The organism is uncultured Tateyamaria sp., from assembly GCF_947497045.1.
Taxonomy (GTDB): Bacteria; Pseudomonadota; Alphaproteobacteria; order Rhodobacterales; family Rhodobacteraceae; genus Tateyamaria.
On sequence record NZ_CANMEU010000017.1, the window covers coordinates 21,247 to 40,776 of the forward strand.

Consider the following 19,530-nt stretch of genomic DNA (forward strand, 5'->3'; position numbering starts at 1 on the left):
TTTTTGGGTTGCGCCCCATGCCACAAACGCCTATTCCACCGCTCACAGTTTGTGTCCCGTTCGTCTATCGGTTAGGACGCCAGGTTTTCAACCTGGAAAGAGGGGTTCGATTCCCCTACGGGATGCCAATTGCATCTTTCCACACAGCTGAAGACGACCAACGGTTCGAATGCGGCACGCATAGACCCTTGATAGGGCACGTGAAAAAGCGGCGCACCTCAATGGATACGCCGCTGCAAAATACGGACCGCGATCAGCTGACGGCAGGCCAGCCCAAGGCGCGCGACAGTGGCAGGTCACCGCCCTTGATCACCGAATTCGAGCGTGGCTTGGTCGATAAAAGCGCCATTGGCCAGAACGCCTTGGACATATACCGCCCGCCGCTGATGACGGAATTCTTGCGCTGTTTTGTCGACAAAAGAGGCATTGGCCAGAACACGCGGGACTTGAACCCACCGCCACGAATGGCCGATGTGCGCGTGCGGCGTTTGCTGAGCATGCGCCACCCCAGACCCCGCGTGACAGGTCCGCCGGAATAGCCCGTACGGTCAAACCGCACCGTCAGGAACAGCGGGTGTTCCTTCAACACGCTTGAGGCAGCCTCCGGGCCATCCACACGGTAGTAGTCCTCGACCACATCGCCGACATCGATGGTGTCCATCTTGGACAGCAGGTCGCGCACGACCGTGGCCGCCGTCAGCGGTTTGTAGGTGGCCCGCACGACAAGCACGGCCTGTCCCTTTTTCAGCGCCGAGGCATATGCACTCATCGTGCTGTCATCCACTTCGGCCTGCGCCATTTTGGCGTGGGTGGCCTCCGAATCAGCGCCTGCAATCACTTTGACATCGCGGCTTGGAACGCCGCGGAACACGATCCGTTCCGCCGCATAACGGGCTGCGGCCGCGTCCTCGAACACACGTGAGATAATATTGGTCATGGAACCTCCACCGGGGTTGAATTCTGGGTTGTCGGTTCAGCAGGGGCGCACATTTCCAGCCGATCGTCGGGTTTTACGGGGCGTTTCAAGGCAGGCAGCAAGATCAGAATGGCCAGCACCAGAAACACGATTTCTACCATGAACACTAAAGTGTAGGGCGTTTGCGCGGCGCGTCCAACATCGCCGTGCCAGCCCACAATCAGATCACGCACGATCCCGGCCAGCGCAATGCCGATGCCCGCCGCCGTCGCCTGCACAGCGCCCCAAGCGCCAAGTGCAAGCCCGATGCGGTCCTTGGGCGCGTTGCGGATGGTCGCGGTCAAGGTGGCATGGCCAAACAGGCCCGCACCAATTCCGGTGGTCAGCGTGCCCACCATGAACAAGGGGATGCCAAAGCCTTGCGCGGACAGAATGATCGCCAGGAATCCAGGGATACCGACGGCCGCGCCGATCATGGAGAACCGGGTGGGCGATCCGCCCTGCCCCAGATTGCGTGCGGCCAACACGAAACCGCAAAGCGTTCCGGCCGCCAAGAGCGCGGTCAGCTTGGTTGTCCCCGCCACCGAGAGGCCCAAGACCTGCCCGCCATAAGGTTCCAGCAGCACATCCGCCATGCCAAAGCCAAACGTGCCAAGGGCGATCACACCAAGCAAGCGAGTCATGCCGTTGGCTTTGACAAGGCTGGAAAGCGCATGCGTAAATTCAACAGGTTGCGCTGCTTTCATGGCGGCAGCACGGGGGCGGTTGCGGGCCTCCTGCTTCCACATGGCGCACATATTCAGCACGACGGTCACGACGGCAGCCCCCTGTATGACCTGGATCAGCCGGCCCGGTGTGTAGGCTTCAAGCAATGCGCCAAAAACCAATGCGCTTGCGACCATGCCAAGCAGCAACATCACATACATCAGGCCAACGACTTTGGGGTGATCCTCTTGCGGGACCAGATCGGTGGCAAGGGCCAGGCCGATGGTCTGCACCATGTGCACCCCGGCCCCCACAAGCAGAAACGACAATGCCGCCGAGCCGTGGCCGATCCAGCGCGGCGCATCGACGGCCTCGCCATATCCAGACAATACAAGCAGCGCGAAAGGCATGATCGCAAAGCCGCCAAATTGCAGCAATGTGCCCTTCCAGATGTAGGGCACGCGGCGCAGGCCAAGGGCCGACACATGGGTGTCCGATTTGAACCCGATCAACGTGCGTAGCGGTGCAAATATCAAAGGCAGCGCCAGCATCAACGCCACAAGCGTCGCGGGCACCGACAATTCAACGATCATCACACGGTTCAGCGTGCCGACAAGCAACACCAATGCCATCCCGACGGTGACCTGAAACAAAGACAGACGCAAAAGACGCGACAGCGGGACCTCGTCACTCGCCACATCCGCAAACGGCAGGTATCTGGGGCCTACAGCCGCCAATTTCCGCGTTGCATATGTACGATAGTCGAACATGCGTGGTCCGCCATATTCCGACGTGCCGCGCGTCGCGCGCCCGCCCCTGGACGTGTCCAGCCCGCCCTGTCCTACAGCGCGGGCTGACGTGTTTTATTGCGAGATCAGCGGCGTCGCATTTGAGGCGGCATGCAACTCAGACGGTTGCAGGATCGCTTTGACAGGCGTGCCATCGGACATGATGATCGTCACTTCACGTGACCCATCTGCGCCGGGCACCACATAGGTCGCCTTGGCCACATCCGCGTCCATGCTTGGCAGCAGGCCCGCAGACACCGCATCACCCGAGCCCAGTTCGTTGCCCGACAAAAAGTCAGACACCCAGGATGTGTTGCTCAGCACTGCGACGTGGACCGCAAAGGATCCGACCGCGACCGCGCTCAGAAACAGCGGCACACCAACTGTTGGTTTTACGACCAACCACATTTTTGCATTGTTCATGTGAGGACTCCCTTATCCCAACCACGGGGTCGACACAGCGACCAAAATGTGGGCCAAAAGGGCAATTGCGCCAAAGACGCGGGTCCCATCGATGAGGTAGCTGTGTACTTCCTCAGCCTCTTCAAGCGTGAGCCCTGTTGGCCACACTTTGTCGTCACTATCCGCCACGTTCATTCCTCCGTGTTTCGAAGCTTTGCGCCAGGATCAGGCTTGCCATGCCCCGTTCCTGTCGCCTCTAAACACACACTGTATCCTTCAAGGTGTCAGGAAAAGATTACAATTTCAAGTGTAAATAAAATCTGACACTTGAAATATGTGGTTGGTTACGCATGCAGCGATCATCACCAAGACCCATCAAAGGCTTAGGGCGCATATGGATCGCGCTGACCACGACACCGCGCAAACGGACCCGACTGGAAACGCGGCTCACCGGTCGGTTTTTTGATGTGAGGGCGACTCACTCGTAGGGATCGCATCACCGCAGGCACCCGGCACCGCAAGAAGAGTGATCTATGCTGTCCGGGTATCGGCACGCCCAACCGGTGGTGCGAGGTTCTGGGTCTGGGCGCGCAGTTCCGGGCGGTAAATGGTCTGCTGGCTGCGCCCGCCATGTTTGGACGCGTATAAGGCCACATCTGCATTGTCGAGAATTTCAGCCATTGTCAGACCCGAGCCCGGCTCAAAGATCGCGGTTCCGATGCTGGCCGAGATATTGCACTCCTCCCCCTGAAAAGGGATTGGTCTGGACAATCGCTTGATGATGCGCCGCCCGATGCTCAGCAGCCCATCAGCCCCTTTGGCATGCGGCAGGATAATCACGAATTCATCCCCGCCCACGCGCGCGACGGTGTCTGTTTCGCGGGTTTCCTCGACCATGACACGGGCCACGGTTTGCAACACGTGATCCCCCGCCGCGTGGCCAAGCGTGTCGTTTACCGCCTTGAACCAGTCCAGATCGATCTGCATCAAACCAAACCGCGTGTCCCACTGGATATGACGGGCCAGCACATGATCCATGGCCCGGCGGTTTTTCAGCCCCGTCAGCGTGTCGGTAAAGGCCTGCTCTTCGGCGGCGATCATTGCGCCTTGCAGCCGCAGGTTCAGCTTGCGCGAGGCATCCATGGCTGCCGACTTCGCCTCGACCAGATACAGCATTTCCACCGTCAGATCCGTGGCCGCAAAGTCGGCACTGGTCAGCGCGTAATCCGACACCGCGTCAACAACAGAAATGCCAAAGGACAAGTTCACGATGCTATGCCCCGGCGCAAATCCCGGAACCAGAATACCCTTCACTTCGGTCTGGGGGGCATCACGCAGCTGCAAATGCAGCTTGGTGCCCGCAGTGTCGCGCAACTGATCCATTGTCGAAATCGCGCGCGGGCGTTTGAGGTCAAAAATTTCGAGGAACGGACGCCCGATCATCGCCATGTCAGGCCGCAGCTTCTGTACCGTTGGACCGGCATGAACCACATGGCCCGTTGCCGACAACACCACATGCATCGGGCACAAGGTATCCATGGTCTGGTGCATTTGGATGACATCACTCACGAGGCACGCGCACCGAGGTCAAACACCCGGCCTTCCGCAAATTCGGTTTCGATCAGAGAGACGGAAATCGTCTCAACCCCATGGCCTGCCCCTGTGTGTTCCAGCATGGCCAATGTTCCGTAATCATCCGCCATGGTGCGCAATATGCCCATCATCACATGACCATACCCTGCGACCGGGCTTTGACAAATCAGACTGAACTGCGTGGGGGAATGATCGCGCAATTCAATACGCGGCAGGTTCAAATCGGACACCGCAAGCCGCGCGCGATCCGGCAAATCATCAAGAGAGTGCAAAAACTCGACAAAGGTCACCCCGCCAAACCGCAACAGGCGGCGCAACGCCTCCACATTAGGATGAGACACCAGATAGGTGCCAATATCCTCCATCATCTCGTCACGTGGGCGGTCCAGAACATGGCTGACCGCATCAAGCAAATCGGGCGTGATATCATCGTCATAGGTCAGCATCGCCTCGAATTCGACGAAATCGAGGTCGGCCACGCGCGTCGCTTCGACCCATTTTTCAGCACCGTAGCTGTCAGTGACAAAGCACTGGATTGCCCTATTGATCAGACCATGCATCGCGCAGTTATCCCAATTCCTCGCGCCATACATGCACGTTCAGCTCTAAACATTCCGATAACAGATACAATTTGAGCTATTTTGCGGGACCCAGTCAAAAGTCGGTTGGCGCGCCCCCTTCGGTTTTGCGCCGCTCGACGAAGGCCACAAGTTCGTCGTGAATGGCCGCGTCCATCTCGGGGGCTTCAAAGTTAGCAAGAATGTCCTTGTACATCGCGTGGGCCCGTTCGGGCGTCCAGATCCCCCCTGCGACCTCCCATCCTTCGTAGTTTTTCCAATCACTCAGGAAGGGCTGGTAGAACGCGGTCGTATAGCGATCCTGCGTGTGCTGAATGCCAAAGAAGTGCCCGTCATTGCCGACCGACTTGATCGCATCCAACGCGATATCATCAGGTGTCGTGGCGGTGATCGAAGGATCCAGATACCGCTGAATCTGCTGCAAAATCTCGCAATCCATTATGAATTTCTCGGGGCTTGCGATCAACCCGCCCTCAAGCCAACCGGCGGCATGATAGACCATGTTGGTGCCAGAATGCACGGCCGACCAAAGACTGTTGGATGTCTCCCACATGGCCTGCCCGTCCGGCACGTTCGCCGCACACACCCCCGACGAGCGCATGGGCAACCCGTAAAACCGGGCCAATTGGCCGGTCATCTGGGTGGCGCGCATATATTCAGGGGTCCCGAAGGCGGGCGCGCCCGATTTCATGTCCACATTCGAGGTGAAGGTCCCGATGGCGCACGGACAGCCCGGCGCGACGTACTGAAACAGCGCAATCGCACAAAGCGACTCGGCAATCGATTGAGCCACAGCCCCGGCCATCGTCACAGGGGCCATCGCACCCGCCAACGTGAACGGTGTCACGACCACTGCCTGCCCGCGCCGCACAAGACGCAGGCACCCGTCGATCATGGGATGGTCATGCTTGAGCGGCGAAGTCGAGTTGATGTTGGTATACATCCGCGGGCTCGCCTCGAACTCCTCATGGCTGAGGCCGCCCGCGATGCGCACCATCTCCATCACGTCCTCGACGCGTTCCTTGCCCAGTGAATAGGCGTGCATGACCTTGTCCGTCAGCGTCAGCTTGTCATAGACGACGTCCAGATGCCGGACCGAGGCGTGGATATCGACAGGTTCCACCGGATAGCCGCCCGCAAAGTGGATACAGTTGAAATACTGGGTCAGCTTGAGCAGGTTGGCGCACATCTCACGGGTGCCTGCGACCTTGGTCCCAATCTCCATGTCCCAATAGTTTGGGGGCGAGGACACATTGCCAAAGGTCAGGTGATTGCCGCCGATGGTGATCTTGCGATCAAGGTTGCGCGGGGTGAGGGTGAATTCAGACGGTGCCTTACCAATCATCTCCATCACAAAATCGCGGTCCATGCGCACGATATCACCATCGATCTTGCAGCCCGCCTCGCGCAGAATGCCAAGGGCTTCTTCGTTCAGGAATTGCACCCCGATCTCTTCGAGGATGCGCATCGCGCCATCATGGATCGCCGCGACGCCTTCGGGGGCCAGCGGCTCAATCGGGGCGTCGATCATCACCGGCGGGTTCCACGGCATCTGTTCGATCACGGCCCCGCCGCGTCGTGCAGCGGCCCCTGCCCGTCCGCCACCACGTGTTCTGCGCTTTTGCCCGGTCTCGCTCATGTGATCGCCCTTTTGCCTTGGTGTCGCACCAAAACAGCGCAGCAGGCGGCGGATCACATTGCCAATTGCGACCGGAAGTGTCGTTTTTCAGGGACGGAGTGCCGTTTGCCTCAAAGGCCCTGCTGATCAAGCCATGCGGGGATGTGCCCGATGTCGGGCAGCACCGCGTCGGCAAGAGGGGCGAGATCAGCCGCGATGGCCATGCCGGTCAGGACACCCAGAGTGCGCATTCCGGCGGCGCGCCCCGCACGCAAATCATGCAGGCTGTCACCGACCATGATCACATCGGCAGGCTCAAGCCCGCATTGCGTGCAAAACGCGAGCAGCTGGCCTGGTGCTGGTTTGCCACCATGACCGCTGTCGAACCCGGCGACAAAATCGAACAGATCCACCACGCCCGCGCCCTGTAGATGCGCGCGCGCGGGGCTTTCGGCATCGTTCGTCGCAACCCCAAGGGTCAGACCGCGCCCGCGCAAGCCTTGCAGAAACGGGGCCAGTGCGACGGCCTCGGCCTGAGGCGCGACTTCGGCCTCGGCATTAAGCATGTTCAGCATCGCGTCGCGCCCCATGCCTGGAAAATGCGGCAACAGGGCGTCGGTGATTTCACCAGCCGTGCCTGCGATCACCAGACTGTCACGGCGAAACTTGCGCTTGGCCAGATCAAAGCCGATGGCATGGCCAATCTTGGTCGCACGCGCGGTGTCATTGTCGGTGGCATTCAGCAGAAAAGCGGCGGCCCATGCCTCCCATGTGGTGCCAAAATCGAACAGGGTGCCGTCCTTGTCAAAGATGATGCCGCGCACGGGCGCACTCATGTCCAATGCACCTGACCGCCACCGGGCAATGACATGCGCGCAATCATGGGCTGTTCGTAGGGCAGACCGGCCCCGTCACAAAATTCGCGCACCCAGGCATCGTCCATCATCACAAAGTCCAGAAGCGCCCCTAGAAACGCCGGATCGGTTGCCCCGCTGCGCACGTCCGCCTCACTGGCACCGGTTGCACCAAGGAAAACGGGCAGCAATTCCTCGTGGGCGGCCAGCCATGCCAGCGCTTTTAAGCCGATCACTTCGGCGGATTCTTGCGACATCGCCATGTCAAACGCCCTTCCCGGCCATTTCGAAACCCTTTGTTAACCTAAACCAACAAAAAACAAACGTACGTTAATTGTTTGGAATTGGACACATAAGATGCACGGCAAGGTCCTCGTTATCGACCCTATCGCGACAAATCGCATCGTCCTGCGCGTCAAGCTTGCGGCCAATCACTATGACATGGCTCAGGCCGACAGCGTGGCGGATGCGATGCGGGCCATTGCACAATCCACGCCTGACCTGATCCTGTGCGCCGATACGCTGCCCGACGGGGGGCCGCTGCGCCTGATGGCGCGGCTGCGCAAGGCGGGCCTTGCGGGCAAGGTGCCGATGATCGTGCTGAGCAGCGATGACGCCCCGGCGTCGCGGTTGCAATTGCTGGCCGCAGGCGTCGACGACGTGTTGCTCAAACCGGTTGAGGATATGTTGCTGCTGGCCCGTGCGCGCAGCGTGATCCGGGCCTATGCGTCCGCCAGCGAATGGAAACTGCGCGATGGCACCTCGCGCGCGCTTGGCTTCGCGGAACCCAACGCGCATTTCGGCCCGGCACAACATGCGCGCATCGTTTCTTACGATCCGACCTGTATCGATCTGTGGCGTCCGGCCTTGGGGCGCAAATCCACCGCGGCGCTCAGCACCTGTCTGCCGGGCGATGCAGTCAGTGACCACAGCCCCGGCGATGCTCCGGATGCATTCATTCTGGTGGTTGAACCCGGAACGGGGGGCGACATGCTGGGCCTGCTGGCCACGATCCGCAGCCATGCCGACACCCGTCACAGCGCCATTCTGGCGGTGTTGGTGGAACCGGATGCACGGCTTGGGGCGCAATTGCTGGATATGGGGGCCAATGACCTGATGGCCTTTGACCGCGACCCTGCCGAACTTGCCCTGCGGCTTGAGGCGCAACTGACGCGCAAGCGGATGACGGATGCGCTGCGCGATACGGTGCGCAGTGGCATCGAAGCGGCAGTGATCGATCCGCTGACCGGGCTGCACAACCGTCGCTATGCGATGCCACATCTGGCGCGGATCGCCGAACGGGCGGCCCAGACCGGCAAGCCCTTTGCGGTGATGGTGGCCGATATGGACCACTTCAAGGCGATCAACGACACCCATGGACATGCGGCAGGTGATGCGGTGCTGGTGGAAACGGCGACCCGGCTGCGCGAAAATCTGCGCGCCGTCGACCTTGTGGCCCGGATCGGGGGCGAAGAGTTTCTGATCGTCCTGCCGGGCGCGGAACTGGCCAATGCCAAGAAGGCGGCCCAACGGCTGTGCCGTGTGATCCGCGACACGGTCTTTGAGGTGCCCGAACTGCCTGAGGGCATCTGGGCCACCATTTCGGTGGGCATGACGGTCTACGATCCCGCCAACCGGGCCACGCCCACCTTGGCGCACAGCCCCGAAACCCTGCTCGACCGGGCAGACAAGGCGCTTTACGGGGCCAAGGCAAACGGGCGCGACAGGGTCACGCTCAGCCGTCCGGCGGCCTGAAACCTCAGGGTTTGGGGCCGCGATCTGACCGTTTCGGACCACGTTTCAGAACGTCTTCGATCCGCGCGGCATAAGACGCACGCGTCGCGGCAGGCATGGCGGCGACCACATCCAGCCATTTGGATTGGGCGGCACGCTGCACGCCTGCCACGCCATTTTGCTGACGCTCCAGAATGGCCTGCGCCGCATCACGATCAAAGGGGTCCTGCGTCAGGGCGGCGACCATGGCCGCGTAATCCGCACGCCGCGCCCGACGATCAGGCAAGGCCGGATCATCGCGCACCGCATCAAAGACAGCACGCCGGCTTTCACGTGGCAACGCCACGACATAGGGCAACGCATACCCGATACCGGGCACACGCGCGCCGCCCGGACCGCCACCAGCGCGCAGCGCAAGGCCCGCAGCGAGGCCCGCCACCGCCAGATTAAGCGCAAGCGACAGGCCCAACAGGACCTTGACCCACAACGGGCAGCGTTGTTTTTCGGGGGAGTCGTTCATGCTCAGCCCTCCTCGTAATCCCAGCCAAATGCGTCAAGCGCGCTTGAGCTGTCATAATATGTATCCAACCACAGCGCGTCTGCGCCGACCGTCTCAAGGCCGCCAAGCCCCACGACAAAGCCGGTGGCCGCCGCCGCGACCAGACCGCCCACAGCGCTCCACCCCCCAAGGCCGCGTACGATCTGACGCCACAGCGGGACAGAGGCAGGCGCACCACCCGGCGGGGGCATTTGCGCAACCGCGTCCGCCAGAACACGGGCCATCAGATCCGCAGAGGGGCCGGGCACATCCGCCCCGGCCATGTCATCCAGCATCTCATCAAGCCAGGCCGCTTCATCGCGGCGGTCGGGGGGGCGGGTCATATCCGTCATCCTTCATATCCAAGGGCATCGGCCTGCCCTTTCAGTGCGTGCGCAAGGGCGCGTTTGCCCCGCGCCGTCAGGCTTTCGACCGCTTCGGTGCTGATCGAAAGGGCCGCAGCGATTTCGGGGTTCGAGGCCCCGTCAAAGTGGCGCATCGCGACGGCAATACGCTGGCGTTCGGGTAGATCGGCAAGGGCGGCGCGCAACGCGTCCTGCCGGGCGCGGGTCTGCAAATTCACCTCGACCGACGGGGTGGGATCGGCAGGTTCCGCCACATCCTCAAGTGGGACGTTGCCCCCCCGGCGTTTGCGCAGACGGTCCGTGCACAGATTGGCCACCACCCGGAACAACCAGGTTGAAACCTGCGCCTCGCCCTCTCGCCAGTCGGGTGCAATTTTCCACAACCGCATCATGGCATCCTGGGCGACATCCTCGGCCTCGGCCGTATCGCCCAACATCCGGTAGGCCTGGGCGTGAACGCGCGGGACAAGGCGCACCGTGAGACTGCGGGCCGCCGCCGCATCCCCACGACCATAGCGCGCAAGAAGTGCGGCATCATCCGTGTCGGGGCTGGTATCAAGCGGCATAGTCATTGCATCCGGCGTATCCCCGGCCCGCCCCCTTGCACAAGAGGCGGGCCGGGGTGTGGCGCTTAGTTCTTGTTGATGCGCTTGGCGCGACGGTCCTGCATCTTGGCGCGGGCCTCATCAAACTCGGCCTGACTGATGGTGCCGCTGTTGTCTGCATCCATACGCTCAAAGAAGCGGGCGGGATTGCGGCGGGTGGTCTGCATCTCTTCTGGTGACAATTTGCCATCCGCATTTGCATCCATCCGCTCGATCATCTTGGTGGCACGATCACTGCTGCGAGCGGCTGCACGGGCCTCGATCTCGGCCTTGTCCAGAAAGCCGTCGGCGTTTGTGTCGGCCTCGTCAAAGCGGGTGGCGGCGCTGGCCTGCAACTCTTGCATCGTGATTTCACCGTTGGCATCGGCGTCCAATGTGCTGAAGTCCGGCCCACGATTGGAGGCCATCGCCAGCACCGTGCTCACGCCCAAGGCAATCGTGGCAACCAGCGCGATATAAGTTGTACTTTTCATGTCATTCTCCGTTTTTGGCCCGAGGTCGTCAGGGACATTTCCGAACGCCTCATAACCATCAAACGGGCCCCATCCCGCATTCCGTCGAAAAAATTTTCGCCCAAGGTTTCGACACATCCTGCGCGACATCACGACGCAAGGACGCTTTGCGCTATTTCGTTCTGCACGCACAGCACCCATTTAAGGGGTCACGCGAGCATCCAAGGACGCAGATCATGCAGACCGACCATATCGCAGACCCCTCTGACGGCACAACACAACACCCAGTCCGTCCAGCCCTGTTTCGGGGCTGGCGCAACCGGTGTCCGCGCTGCGGGCAAGGCAAGTTGCTCAAAGGCTACCTGCAGGTGGCACCATCCTGCCCGGTGTGCAAGCTGGACTACAGTCATCACCGGGCCGATGACGGGCCCGCCTACATCACCATTCTGCTGGTCGGACACCTCATGGCACCGCTTCTGCACTTTGTGTTTGTGAAATGGCGGCCTGATCCGCTTGTGCTGTTTACAATCTTTGCGGTTGGCTGTGTGGCGTTGTCCCTGTACCTCTTGCCCCGGCTCAAGGGGACAATTGTCGCCTTTCAGTGGGCGCGGCAAATGGGTGGGTTCGGGCACGCGTCGGACTAGCGGTGCGCCCCCGGATCACAGATCGGAGGCGCATATATGACAGTTGATCCCATCGACAAAACCCAGGTGCGGGATGCCTCCACCGTGATCGTGCTGCGTGATCGCGCGACAACACCCCGCATCCTGATGGGGCAGCGCGGGGCGCATGCCGTATTCATGCCAGGCAAGTTCGTCTTTCCGGGTGGCGCTGTGGATGCAGGCGATCATGCGGTCCCGCTGAGGTCTGCACTCAGCCCGCCAAACGACCAACGGCTGCGCGATGACAGCGCCCCGGACCTTGGTCCGGCGCTGGCTGTTGCCGCGATCCGAGAACTGTTTGAAGAGACCGGGCAAGTGCTGGGCCTGCCGGGTGCATGGGATGCGCCCCCTACCGATTGGGCCGGTTTTGCCGCGACAGGACACCTGCCCCATGCGGCCCCTTTGCAATTCGTGTTTCGCGCACTGACCCCGCCAGGGCGGCCCCGCCGGTTTGACGCGCGGTTTTTCCTGATAGATGCGGATGATCTGGCCTCGGACCCCGATGATTTCAGCGCCGCCTCGGACGAGTTGTCCCATCTGCAATGGGTTGCGCTTGAGGATATGCGCCGCTTTGACATGCCCTTTATCACCGAGGTCGTGCTGAGCGAGGTCAACGCCCGCGTCGCCGACCCGGCCCCACCCGCGAGCGTGCCCTATTTCAGGAATGACGACGAACAAAGCCTGTTTCTGCGGTTGCGCGGCACAGCGATGCCTGACTGAGCCCTGATGCTGGCGGACGACACGTCCACCTTGCACGGCCCCCTTCAGATGGTCGCGACCAGCATCAGGATCGAGGTCATCAGCACCGCCATACCGACCCATTCCCGCGCGCTGATCGCCTCGCGAAAGATCAGCACGGTGACAAGCATGCTGAATACCAGCTCCACCTGTCCGACCGCTTTGACATAAGCCGCGTTTTGTAATGTGAAGGCCACAAACCAGCAGAACGATCCGGCCATCGACATCAGCCCGACCCAGAGCGCAATGCGCCGGGCGGCCCAGACCGCACTGATCTGGCCCGGATCGCGAAGGCGCAACCAAAACAGCATCGCGATGGTTTGCATCGTTGTCACTGCCGCCAGTGTCAGACCCGCCCGCGCCAGCGGATCATCCAGCCCAAGGCTGAGGGATGCCCCCCGATAACTGACCCCCGACACCGCAAACAGCGCGCCCGCACTCAGCCCCAGCCCCACCGAACGGTTCGCCATGTCACGCCATCGGAACTTCGAAAGGTCCGGAGGCGTTGACAGCAACAACACCCCAATCAGCCCGATCCCGATGGCAACAAACCCAAGCGCCGTGACATGATCGCCCAGGATAAGCCACCCCACCAGCACCGCCTGCATGGTCTCGGTCTTTTTGAAAGTGATCCCGACGGCGAAATTGCGCGACTTGAACAGGCTGACCGTAGCGACCGTCGCAAGGATCTGTGCCAGCCCCCCTACCGCACCGTAGGTCCAGAACCCGGGCGGAAATGCGGGCCATGCCTGAGCCCGGATGCTCATATAGGCTGTGATCAGGACCACCACCAACGGGGCGGAATACAGGAACCGCGCCAGCGTCGCCCCGCCTGCCGTCAGCGTCCCCAGTGACAGCTGGCGTTGCAGCATGAACCGCAACGTCTGAAAGAACGCCGCCGCGAGAGTGATTGGGATCCAAAGGGCCATGGCCCTCTATCACCGATCAGCGATCAGAGGACCAGAGCGGATGGGGCACGCCGTCCTTTGCACGCCAGAAATGCCGGGCGAAAACCTGCGCGTAATTGCGATAGCGGTAGCCCTCATTACAGGCCAGATAGCGGCTCGCATGCGCCCGATACACCCCGGGCAGCCGATACCATGGTACGCCGGGATGCATGTGATGCACGACATGGAAGTTATTGTTCAGAAACAGAAAAGCGAGCGGCCCGCGATCTTCGATAATCACCGTGCGCCCGCGCGCCTTACTGTGCGCCTGATGTTCCAGAAAGGTGCGGATTTTCAGAACCGACAAGGCCGCGTAACAGGCAAGCAGATAGGCCCAAATGGGCATCGGTGATACTGCAACCAGCCACACCACCCCTATCACGCCGGGCACATGCAGGCCCCAGCCCAGCATCACCTGCCGATCCCCACCCCGCATCGCCGCCCAGTCGGACCGCATGAAACAGACCTGCGCAATCAGCGGACCAACAAGCATACGTCCGGCCAAGGTGTTGTTGACCTCCAGAACCCACTGCACCGCGCGCGGCAACTGCCGCCATCGAACGGGGTCGACATAATTTGTTTCGGGATCGTCATACGGGTCCGTCAGGTTCGCATCCTGATGATGCGCCAGATGCGTGTCGCGAAACCGCAGATACGGAATGAACAGGCCCGGATTGATCATCCCAAGGCTCTCGCTGGCGATCCGTGACCTGAACGGGTGCCCGTGCAGCACTTCATGTGTCAGCGAGGCGTGCAGCACCAACGTCAAACCAACCACAACAACAGAGAGGCTGGTTGAGACAGACGCAAGCCAGAAGACACCGACGCCCCAGCCCGATATGCAGGCCACAAACAAGGCAAGCGTGATCCACTCCACACGCGCAGGGCGGGCTTTGGGCAGGCGACGGGACGAGGTAGCAGAAGAAGAAGACACTGAAGAGAGCTACTTTGGGCAAGAAAAATGAGACGCTCAAATTACTGGCACATCGTGCGCACGGCCATTCTGAAAGATGTTAACAAAGCCGTCATTCTGTGACAAAGATCACAATATGAGTGATATTCTAGACAAGCGGGACCGGGCAGATCAGTTTCGCCAGCGCCTTCAGCGGGCCATGCAAGACAAGTCCATGTCGCAAAGCGCGCTGGCGCGCTACACTGGCACGGACCGTTCCACCATCAGCCAAGCCTTGTCAGACAGCGGGGCACGCCTGCCGGGGGCGCATGTGGTGGCGGCCTGTGCGCAGGCACTTGGGGTGTCGGCGGATTGGTTGCTTGGCCTGTCAGACCGCCCTGAAAGCGCTGCGGCCCTGACAGCCGCCGCACTGTCGCTGACCCACGCCCCCCGCGCCCTGATTGATGAACGCATCTTTGGCTGGCACCAAGAGGCGGCGGGTTACAAAATCCGACATGTGCCCGCAGGTCTGCCCGATATGCTCAAAACCAATGCCATGCTGGAATGGGAATTTCGGCCCCATCTGGGCCGCACCACAGCGCAAGCGATCAATGCATCAAGGGATCGGCTGAACTGGATGCGCACAGCACAATCAGATTATGAAATCGCATTGCCGATCTATGAGTTGCACAGTTTTGCTGCGGGAACGGGATATTACACAGACCTTCCAGCGCAAACGCGGCACGACCAACTGGATCAGCTGCTGGACCTGTCGCGCCACCTTTATCCCCGGCTGCGCTTGTACCTGTTTGACCAACGCGCACTCTATTCCGCGCCCATTACCGTGTTCGGGCCACTGCTCGCCGTGCTGTACACAGGCGGGCACTACATGGCGTTTCGAGATCGTGAACGGATCGAAACACTGTCGCTGCATTTCGATGATCTGGTGCGGCAGGCGGCGCATACAGCGCGGGACATGCCCGCCCATTTCGAAAGTCTGCGCAAGCTGATCAACTAGGGGCTACACCCGGGTCGGTGGGCGGGCACCTTTGCCGACAGGCAAACAGAGCCGCACACCGGCCTAAAGCCTGGGATCAGGGTTTTCCGTGTGCCCATCCACAGCGATCACCTGCCCCGACACACGCCGCGCCGCGTCCGAGGCCAAAAACAGCGCCATATCCGCAACGTCCTCCGCCTCCACAAAGCTGCGCATCGACGTGCCCGCCGCATAGCCCGCGTAGACCTGATCGCGGCTCATGCCCTTGGCGGCGGCCTCGCGGGCCAGCACGCCCTCCATGCGCGGCCCCTCCACGGCTCCGGGGCAGATCGCATTGGCACGCACGCCAAAGGGCCCGGCCTCCATCGCGACGGTTTTCATCAACCCGATGATGGCCCATTTGGCAGCCGCATAGGGCGCACGGTTGGGATAGCCGTAGATCCCGGCGGTGGAGGAGGTAAAGATCATCGCCCCCCGCCCTGCCGCCTTCATCGCGGGCAGCGCATGTTTGGCAGCCAGAAACGCACCCTCCAGATTGACGGACACGCAGCTACGCCATTCGGTCAGCGCCACATCCTCGACCTGAGCCGTTGGCCCTGCGATCCCGGCATTGGCGCACAGCACGTCCAAGGGTCCGGCGCGGGCGATCAAATCGGCGACGCCTGCCTCATCGATCGCGTCACAGACATGTGCCTGCCAATGAGACGGCAGCGCAGCGACCGCCTCTGCGTCCACATCCGACACCCACACCTTATAGCCTGCCCGATCAAACACGCGTGCCATGGCCAGCCCGATCCCTGACGCCCCGGCTGTGATCAAGACGCGGCTCATGGACGTTGGCCGACGTGACGTCCCGCGCCTTCGGGCACCGGCAATGCGGCGTGGGCCTGCGCCACACGGTCCAACGCCTGCACGATCTGCGGTGCGGGATCGCAGGGGCGGCGGGTGTCGAGGCTAACATGCAGCAGGAAATGCTCACCACTGGCCAGCAACCGCTCTCCCTCAAGCATCTCGTGAAACAGATGCAGCTTTTTGCCCGCACCGGCCAGCACTTGGGTGCGCACTTCGATCACGGCCCCCGCATGGGCCTCATCCACATGGCGGATATGGGTTTCGGCGGTGAAATAGCTGCCGCCCGTCGCGATATAATCCGCATCACAGCCGATCATCGCAATGAACCGGTCCGTCGCATCGCCAAAGGCCTGCAAATAACGGGCCTCGTTCATGTGCCCGTTATAGTCGGTCCAATCCAAGGGCACCGCACGGCGCACGGTCAACAGCGGGGCCGAGATGTCCTTGACCCGATCCACATGCGCGCCAAGCACCGTGCCCGCGCGCAGGCCTGCCTCGTGCGCGTTCATCACAGCGCCTGCGCCCCAGTTATTGGCCTTGAGCGCGCGCATCATCCCCACCAGATTGTCGTCGCGCGCCGCCAGCATCTCTGCGATGCTCATATGGCTTGATTGGGCATCGGACTGGCCCGCGATCAGGTCCACCAATTCGTCCGTGAACTCAGGCACATCCATCAGCTTGGTCCAGGGCCACTGCAAGGCGGGGCCGAATTGCGCCATGAAATGCCGCATGCCCGCCTCGCCCCCCGCAGTGCGATAGGTGTCAAACAGACCCATCTGCGCCCAACGGATGCCAAAGCCCATGCGGATCGCCTCGTCGATCTCTTCGGTGGTGGCGACCCCGTCCTTGACCAACCACAATGCCTCGCGCCACACCGCCTCAAGAAAGCGATCCGCGATATGGGCGTCGATTTCCTTGCGCACGCGCAAGGGGTAATGGCCGAGAGAGCGCAGGATATCTTCGGCCTTTACGACCAATGCGATGTCAGTGTCGGGCGAGGGCACAACCTCGATCAGGGGCATCAGGTAGACCGGATTGAACGGGTGGCAGACCATGATCTGCCCCTTGCGCTGTGCGCCCTGCTGCAACTCGCTCGGCTTGAACCCAGAGGTCGAGGACCCGATGATTGCATCCACCGGGCAGGCCGCCTGAATGTCGGCCAGCACTTTGTGTTTGATCTCAAGACGTTCGGGCACGCTTTCCTGTATCCAGTCCACGCCTGTCACGACTTCGGCCAAGTCGGCGTGAAAGGTCAGGCGTCCCTCGGGTGGCAGCGCCACATCGACAAGGCTGGGCAAGGCCCGGCGCGCTTGTGCAAGGACCGGGGCCAGCTTTTCCACAGCCTCGGGGTCGGGGTCAAACACCCGCACATCCCAGCCATTGAGCAAGAACCGCGCAGCCCACCCCCCCCCGATGACACCCCCGCCGATGATCGCCGCTGTGTGTGACATTCCGGCCCCCTTCCCTTTTTAGATCACGCTCTCAAGCGCACAGGTCATCCAAACAGGCCCTCCGGCCCAATGATCCAGATCAGCACACCAAGAATCGACAGGATGAACCACACGAGGCCCGCCACCGTTTCCTCATCCGCGCCGTAGCGGTGGCCAATCACCGCGCCAATCCAGCCAAGGCCAAGTACGACCAGTCCGTATATGCTCCACGCACTGCCCAGGACACCCACCGCGTAGGCCCCCGCCGCTGCCGCACCGACAAGCAGCCCGCCCAGCCACACCGGCGTCCATGTCCAGAGATAGGCGGCAAGCGCGGCCAGCACTGGAATGCCCGCATAGATCAGCATGTTGTCCATCAGGGGCGCATCCGCATGGTTGCAAGGTCAAAGCCCGAAAACTCAAGAATTTGGCGGGCGGCCTTGATGCGATCCGCCCCGCCTGTTGCATTGCGATCAAGAACCCACGCGAATTGCCCATCCGGGTCCGCAATGGCCCCGGTGCGAAACCCCTCGTCCACCCAGATCACCACAGCACGGCGCATTGCGCCCGTGGGGCTGCGCAGCCGGTCAGCACCGGGCACATCGACCTCGCCCACCCATGTGGTCTGGCTGACCGGGCATGTCGGACATGGCTGTGCGGCCAATATCCATGCGGCCCCATCTTGCACGCGCCCAATCCGCTCAACTGTCACAAGGTCGCCATCCACCGGATAGGCCCCGCGCACCTGCCACGCACCGCCAAAACGCGCATCGTCATAGCGGCTGGTGACGCCAATCGGTACATTCAGATCGCGCAAGGTGCCGCCATCAGGCGGGGGCGCGCAGGCCGCCAGCGCCAACCCAAGCAGGGCGGCTGCAAGTGTGCGAACGATGCGCGCGACGCTCAAGCGCTTGGAGCCCGTTTCACGAGGCCCAGCTTTTCGCGCACCTCTGCCGGGCCAATCACGCGTGCGCCCATATTTTCGATGATGGTGCCTGCGCGCTCGACCAATTGCCAATTCTGGGCCAATTCACCCTTGGCCAGCCACAAGTTATCCTCAAGACCGACGCGCACATTGCCGCCTGCCAGGACAGCGGCGGCCACATAAGCCATCTGGTTGCGCCCCAATCCAAAGGCCGAAAACGTCCAGTCGTCCGGCACGTTGTTGACCATGGCCATGAACGTATTGAGGTCGTCCGGCGCACCCCACGGCACGCCCATGCACAGTTGGACCAAGGCAGGCGCGTCAAGCACGCCATCCTTAACAAGTTGTTTTGCGTACCATAAATGGCCGGTATCAAAGGCCTCGATCTCGGGTTTCACGCCCAGCCTGGTCATCATCGACCCCATGGCGGTCAACATGCCCGGCGTGTTGGTCATCACATAATCGGCCTCGGCAAAGTTCATCGTGCCACAATCAAGCGTGCAAATCTCGGGCAGGCATTCGGCCACATGGGCCACCCGGGCGGACGCGCCGATCATGTCGGTGCCCGCCTCTTGCAAGGGCAGCGGTGACTCGACGTCGCCAAAGATCATGTCACCGCCCATGCCGGCCGTCAGGTTCAGCACCACATCCACATCCGCATCACGAATGCGGTCCGTGACCTCGCGGTAGTAGTCCAGCTTGCGGGACGGCGCGCCGGTGTCGGGGTCACGCACGTGGCAGTGGACAATTGCGGCCCCCGCCTTGGCCGCCGCGATCGCGCTGTCCGCGATCTCCTTGGGACTGCGCGGGACATGGGGGCTGCGGTCCTGCGTGCCGCCCGATCCGGTCACGGCGCAGGTGATGAAAACCTCGGTGTTCATGGCCAGGGGCATCTGTCTATATCCTTGCATTTTTCGCCAGTTTGCGGATGAAGGCACA

General features: G+C 61.6%; 24 protein-coding genes and 1 tRNA gene. 5 read left to right on the forward strand and 20 right to left on the reverse strand.

Features of this window, described 5'->3' with window-relative positions:
- Positions 1-53 precede the first annotated feature (53 nt).
- Positions 54-128 (forward strand) — tRNA-Glu (locus Q0859_RS20260).
- 125 nt (positions 129-253) lie between these two features.
- Here Q0859_RS20260 and Q0859_RS20265 read toward each other — a convergent pair.
- From Q0859_RS20265 to Q0859_RS20305, 9 genes are all read right to left on the reverse strand, one after another.
- Positions 254-937, reverse strand: a complete 684-nt coding sequence (locus Q0859_RS20265) for a hypothetical protein (protein WP_299154745.1) — start codon at positions 935-937, stop codon at positions 254-256.
- Positions 934-2,391, reverse strand: coding sequence for a PucC family protein (locus Q0859_RS20270; protein ID WP_299154747.1), 1,458 nt, complete (start codon positions 2,389-2,391; stop codon positions 934-936). Before Q0859_RS20270 ends, Q0859_RS20265 begins: the two co-directional genes overlap by 4 nt.
- A 93-nt stretch (positions 2,392-2,484) precedes the next feature.
- On the reverse strand, positions 2,485-2,832 hold the full coding sequence (locus Q0859_RS20275) for a light-harvesting protein (protein WP_299154749.1): 348 nt from the start codon (positions 2,830-2,832) through the stop codon (positions 2,485-2,487).
- Between the two features lie 12 nt (positions 2,833-2,844).
- Positions 2,845-3,000 (reverse strand): light-harvesting antenna LH1, beta subunit, encoded by a 156-nt coding sequence (pufB, locus tag Q0859_RS20280; protein ID WP_299154751.1) that lies wholly within the window; start codon positions 2,998-3,000, stop codon positions 2,845-2,847.
- A 342-nt stretch (positions 3,001-3,342) separates the two neighbouring features.
- On the reverse strand, positions 3,343-4,362 hold the full coding sequence (locus Q0859_RS20285; protein WP_299154809.1) for a GGDEF domain-containing protein: 1,020 nt from the start codon (positions 4,360-4,362) through the stop codon (positions 3,343-3,345).
- Positions 4,363-4,376: 14 nt separating this feature from the next.
- A complete protein-coding gene (locus Q0859_RS20290) occupies positions 4,377-4,964 on the reverse strand; it encodes a heme NO-binding domain-containing protein (RefSeq protein WP_299154753.1) in 588 nt (195 codons plus the stop codon).
- Between the two features lie 94 nt (positions 4,965-5,058).
- Positions 5,059-6,621, reverse strand: a complete 1,563-nt coding sequence (locus tag Q0859_RS20295; protein ID WP_299154755.1) for a trimethylamine methyltransferase family protein — start codon at positions 6,619-6,621, stop codon at positions 5,059-5,061.
- 110 nt (positions 6,622-6,731) lie between these two features.
- Complete coding sequence (locus Q0859_RS20300; protein WP_299154757.1) at positions 6,732-7,436, reverse strand: HAD family hydrolase; 705 nt, start codon at positions 7,434-7,436, stop codon at positions 6,732-6,734.
- Positions 7,433-7,717, reverse strand: a complete 285-nt coding sequence (locus tag Q0859_RS20305) for a DUF3572 domain-containing protein (protein WP_299154758.1) — start codon at positions 7,715-7,717, stop codon at positions 7,433-7,435. The genes Q0859_RS20300 and Q0859_RS20305 overlap by 4 nt, the downstream gene beginning before the upstream one ends.
- 94 nt (positions 7,718-7,811) lie before the next feature.
- Between Q0859_RS20305 and Q0859_RS20310 the strand changes: the two genes are divergently transcribed.
- The gene (locus Q0859_RS20310; protein ID WP_299154761.1) at positions 7,812-9,209 is read left to right on the forward strand and encodes a diguanylate cyclase; all 1,398 of its coding nucleotides are present in this window, start codon (positions 7,812-7,814) and stop codon (positions 9,207-9,209) included.
- 4 nt (positions 9,210-9,213) lie between these two features.
- Here the strand turns inward: Q0859_RS20310 and Q0859_RS20315 are convergent, their stop codons facing one another.
- The 4 genes from Q0859_RS20315 to Q0859_RS20330 are packed head-to-tail and all read right to left on the reverse strand — an operon-like array spanning position 9,214 to position 11,169.
- Entirely contained in the window at positions 9,214-9,708 is a 495-nt protein-coding gene (locus tag Q0859_RS20315; protein ID WP_299154763.1) for a periplasmic heavy metal sensor, read from the reverse strand.
- A gap of 2 nt (positions 9,709-9,710) precedes the next feature.
- Complete coding sequence (locus Q0859_RS20320) at positions 9,711-10,070, reverse strand: hypothetical protein (protein WP_299154765.1); 360 nt, start codon at positions 10,068-10,070, stop codon at positions 9,711-9,713.
- 5 nt (positions 10,071-10,075) lie between these two features.
- Entirely contained in the window at positions 10,076-10,663 is a 588-nt protein-coding gene (locus tag Q0859_RS20325) for an RNA polymerase sigma factor (protein ID WP_299154768.1), read from the reverse strand.
- A 59-nt stretch (positions 10,664-10,722) separates the two neighbouring features.
- Positions 10,723-11,169, reverse strand: a complete 447-nt coding sequence (locus Q0859_RS20330; protein WP_299154770.1) for an EF-hand domain-containing protein — start codon at positions 11,167-11,169, stop codon at positions 10,723-10,725.
- 215 nt (positions 11,170-11,384) lie between these two features.
- Between Q0859_RS20330 and Q0859_RS20335 the strand changes: the two genes are divergently transcribed.
- Positions 11,385-11,792, forward strand: coding sequence for a DUF983 domain-containing protein (locus Q0859_RS20335; RefSeq protein WP_299154773.1), 408 nt, complete (start codon positions 11,385-11,387; stop codon positions 11,790-11,792).
- Between the two features lie 36 nt (positions 11,793-11,828).
- Positions 11,829-12,530, forward strand: a complete 702-nt coding sequence (locus Q0859_RS20340; protein WP_299154776.1) for an NUDIX hydrolase — start codon at positions 11,829-11,831, stop codon at positions 12,528-12,530.
- Between the two features lie 44 nt (positions 12,531-12,574).
- On the opposite strand, the gene Q0859_RS20345 is transcribed toward Q0859_RS20340, so the two are convergent.
- Both Q0859_RS20345 and Q0859_RS20350 read right to left on the reverse strand, forming a co-directional pair.
- A complete protein-coding gene (locus Q0859_RS20345) occupies positions 12,575-13,477 on the reverse strand; it encodes a DMT family transporter (RefSeq protein WP_299154778.1) in 903 nt (300 codons plus the stop codon).
- 16 nt (positions 13,478-13,493) lie between these two features.
- Positions 13,494-14,429 (reverse strand): fatty acid desaturase, encoded by a 936-nt coding sequence (locus tag Q0859_RS20350; RefSeq protein ID WP_299154780.1) that lies wholly within the window; start codon positions 14,427-14,429, stop codon positions 13,494-13,496.
- 115 nt (positions 14,430-14,544) lie between these two features.
- Here Q0859_RS20350 and Q0859_RS20355 point away from each other — a divergent pair, with 115 nt between their 5' ends.
- Complete coding sequence (locus tag Q0859_RS20355; protein ID WP_299154782.1) at positions 14,545-15,405, forward strand: helix-turn-helix transcriptional regulator; 861 nt, start codon at positions 14,545-14,547, stop codon at positions 15,403-15,405.
- Between the two features lie 63 nt (positions 15,406-15,468).
- Here Q0859_RS20355 and Q0859_RS20360 read toward each other — a convergent pair whose 3' ends face one another.
- From Q0859_RS20360 to Q0859_RS20380, 5 genes are read right to left on the reverse strand one after another with little or no spacing between them, the layout of a single operon-like run.
- Positions 15,469-16,215, reverse strand: coding sequence for an SDR family oxidoreductase (locus tag Q0859_RS20360; protein WP_299154785.1), 747 nt, complete (start codon positions 16,213-16,215; stop codon positions 15,469-15,471).
- Positions 16,212-17,687, reverse strand: coding sequence for a carnitine 3-dehydrogenase (locus tag Q0859_RS20365; RefSeq protein ID WP_299154789.1), 1,476 nt, complete (start codon positions 17,685-17,687; stop codon positions 16,212-16,214). The genes Q0859_RS20360 and Q0859_RS20365 overlap by 4 nt, the downstream gene beginning before the upstream one ends.
- Positions 17,688-17,731: 44 nt before the next feature.
- Entirely contained in the window at positions 17,732-18,043 is a 312-nt protein-coding gene (locus tag Q0859_RS20370; protein WP_299154791.1) for a hypothetical protein, read from the reverse strand.
- A complete protein-coding gene (locus Q0859_RS20375; protein ID WP_299154793.1) occupies positions 18,043-18,573 on the reverse strand; it encodes a lipocalin in 531 nt (176 codons plus the stop codon). Before Q0859_RS20375 ends, Q0859_RS20370 begins: the two co-directional genes overlap by 1 nt.
- Positions 18,570-19,484: a 3-keto-5-aminohexanoate cleavage protein gene (locus tag Q0859_RS20380; protein ID WP_299154794.1), complete on the reverse strand. Its 915-nt coding sequence runs from the start codon at positions 19,482-19,484 to the stop codon at positions 18,570-18,572. Before Q0859_RS20380 ends, Q0859_RS20375 begins: the two co-directional genes overlap by 4 nt.
- Between the last annotated feature and the right edge of the window lie 46 nt (positions 19,485-19,530).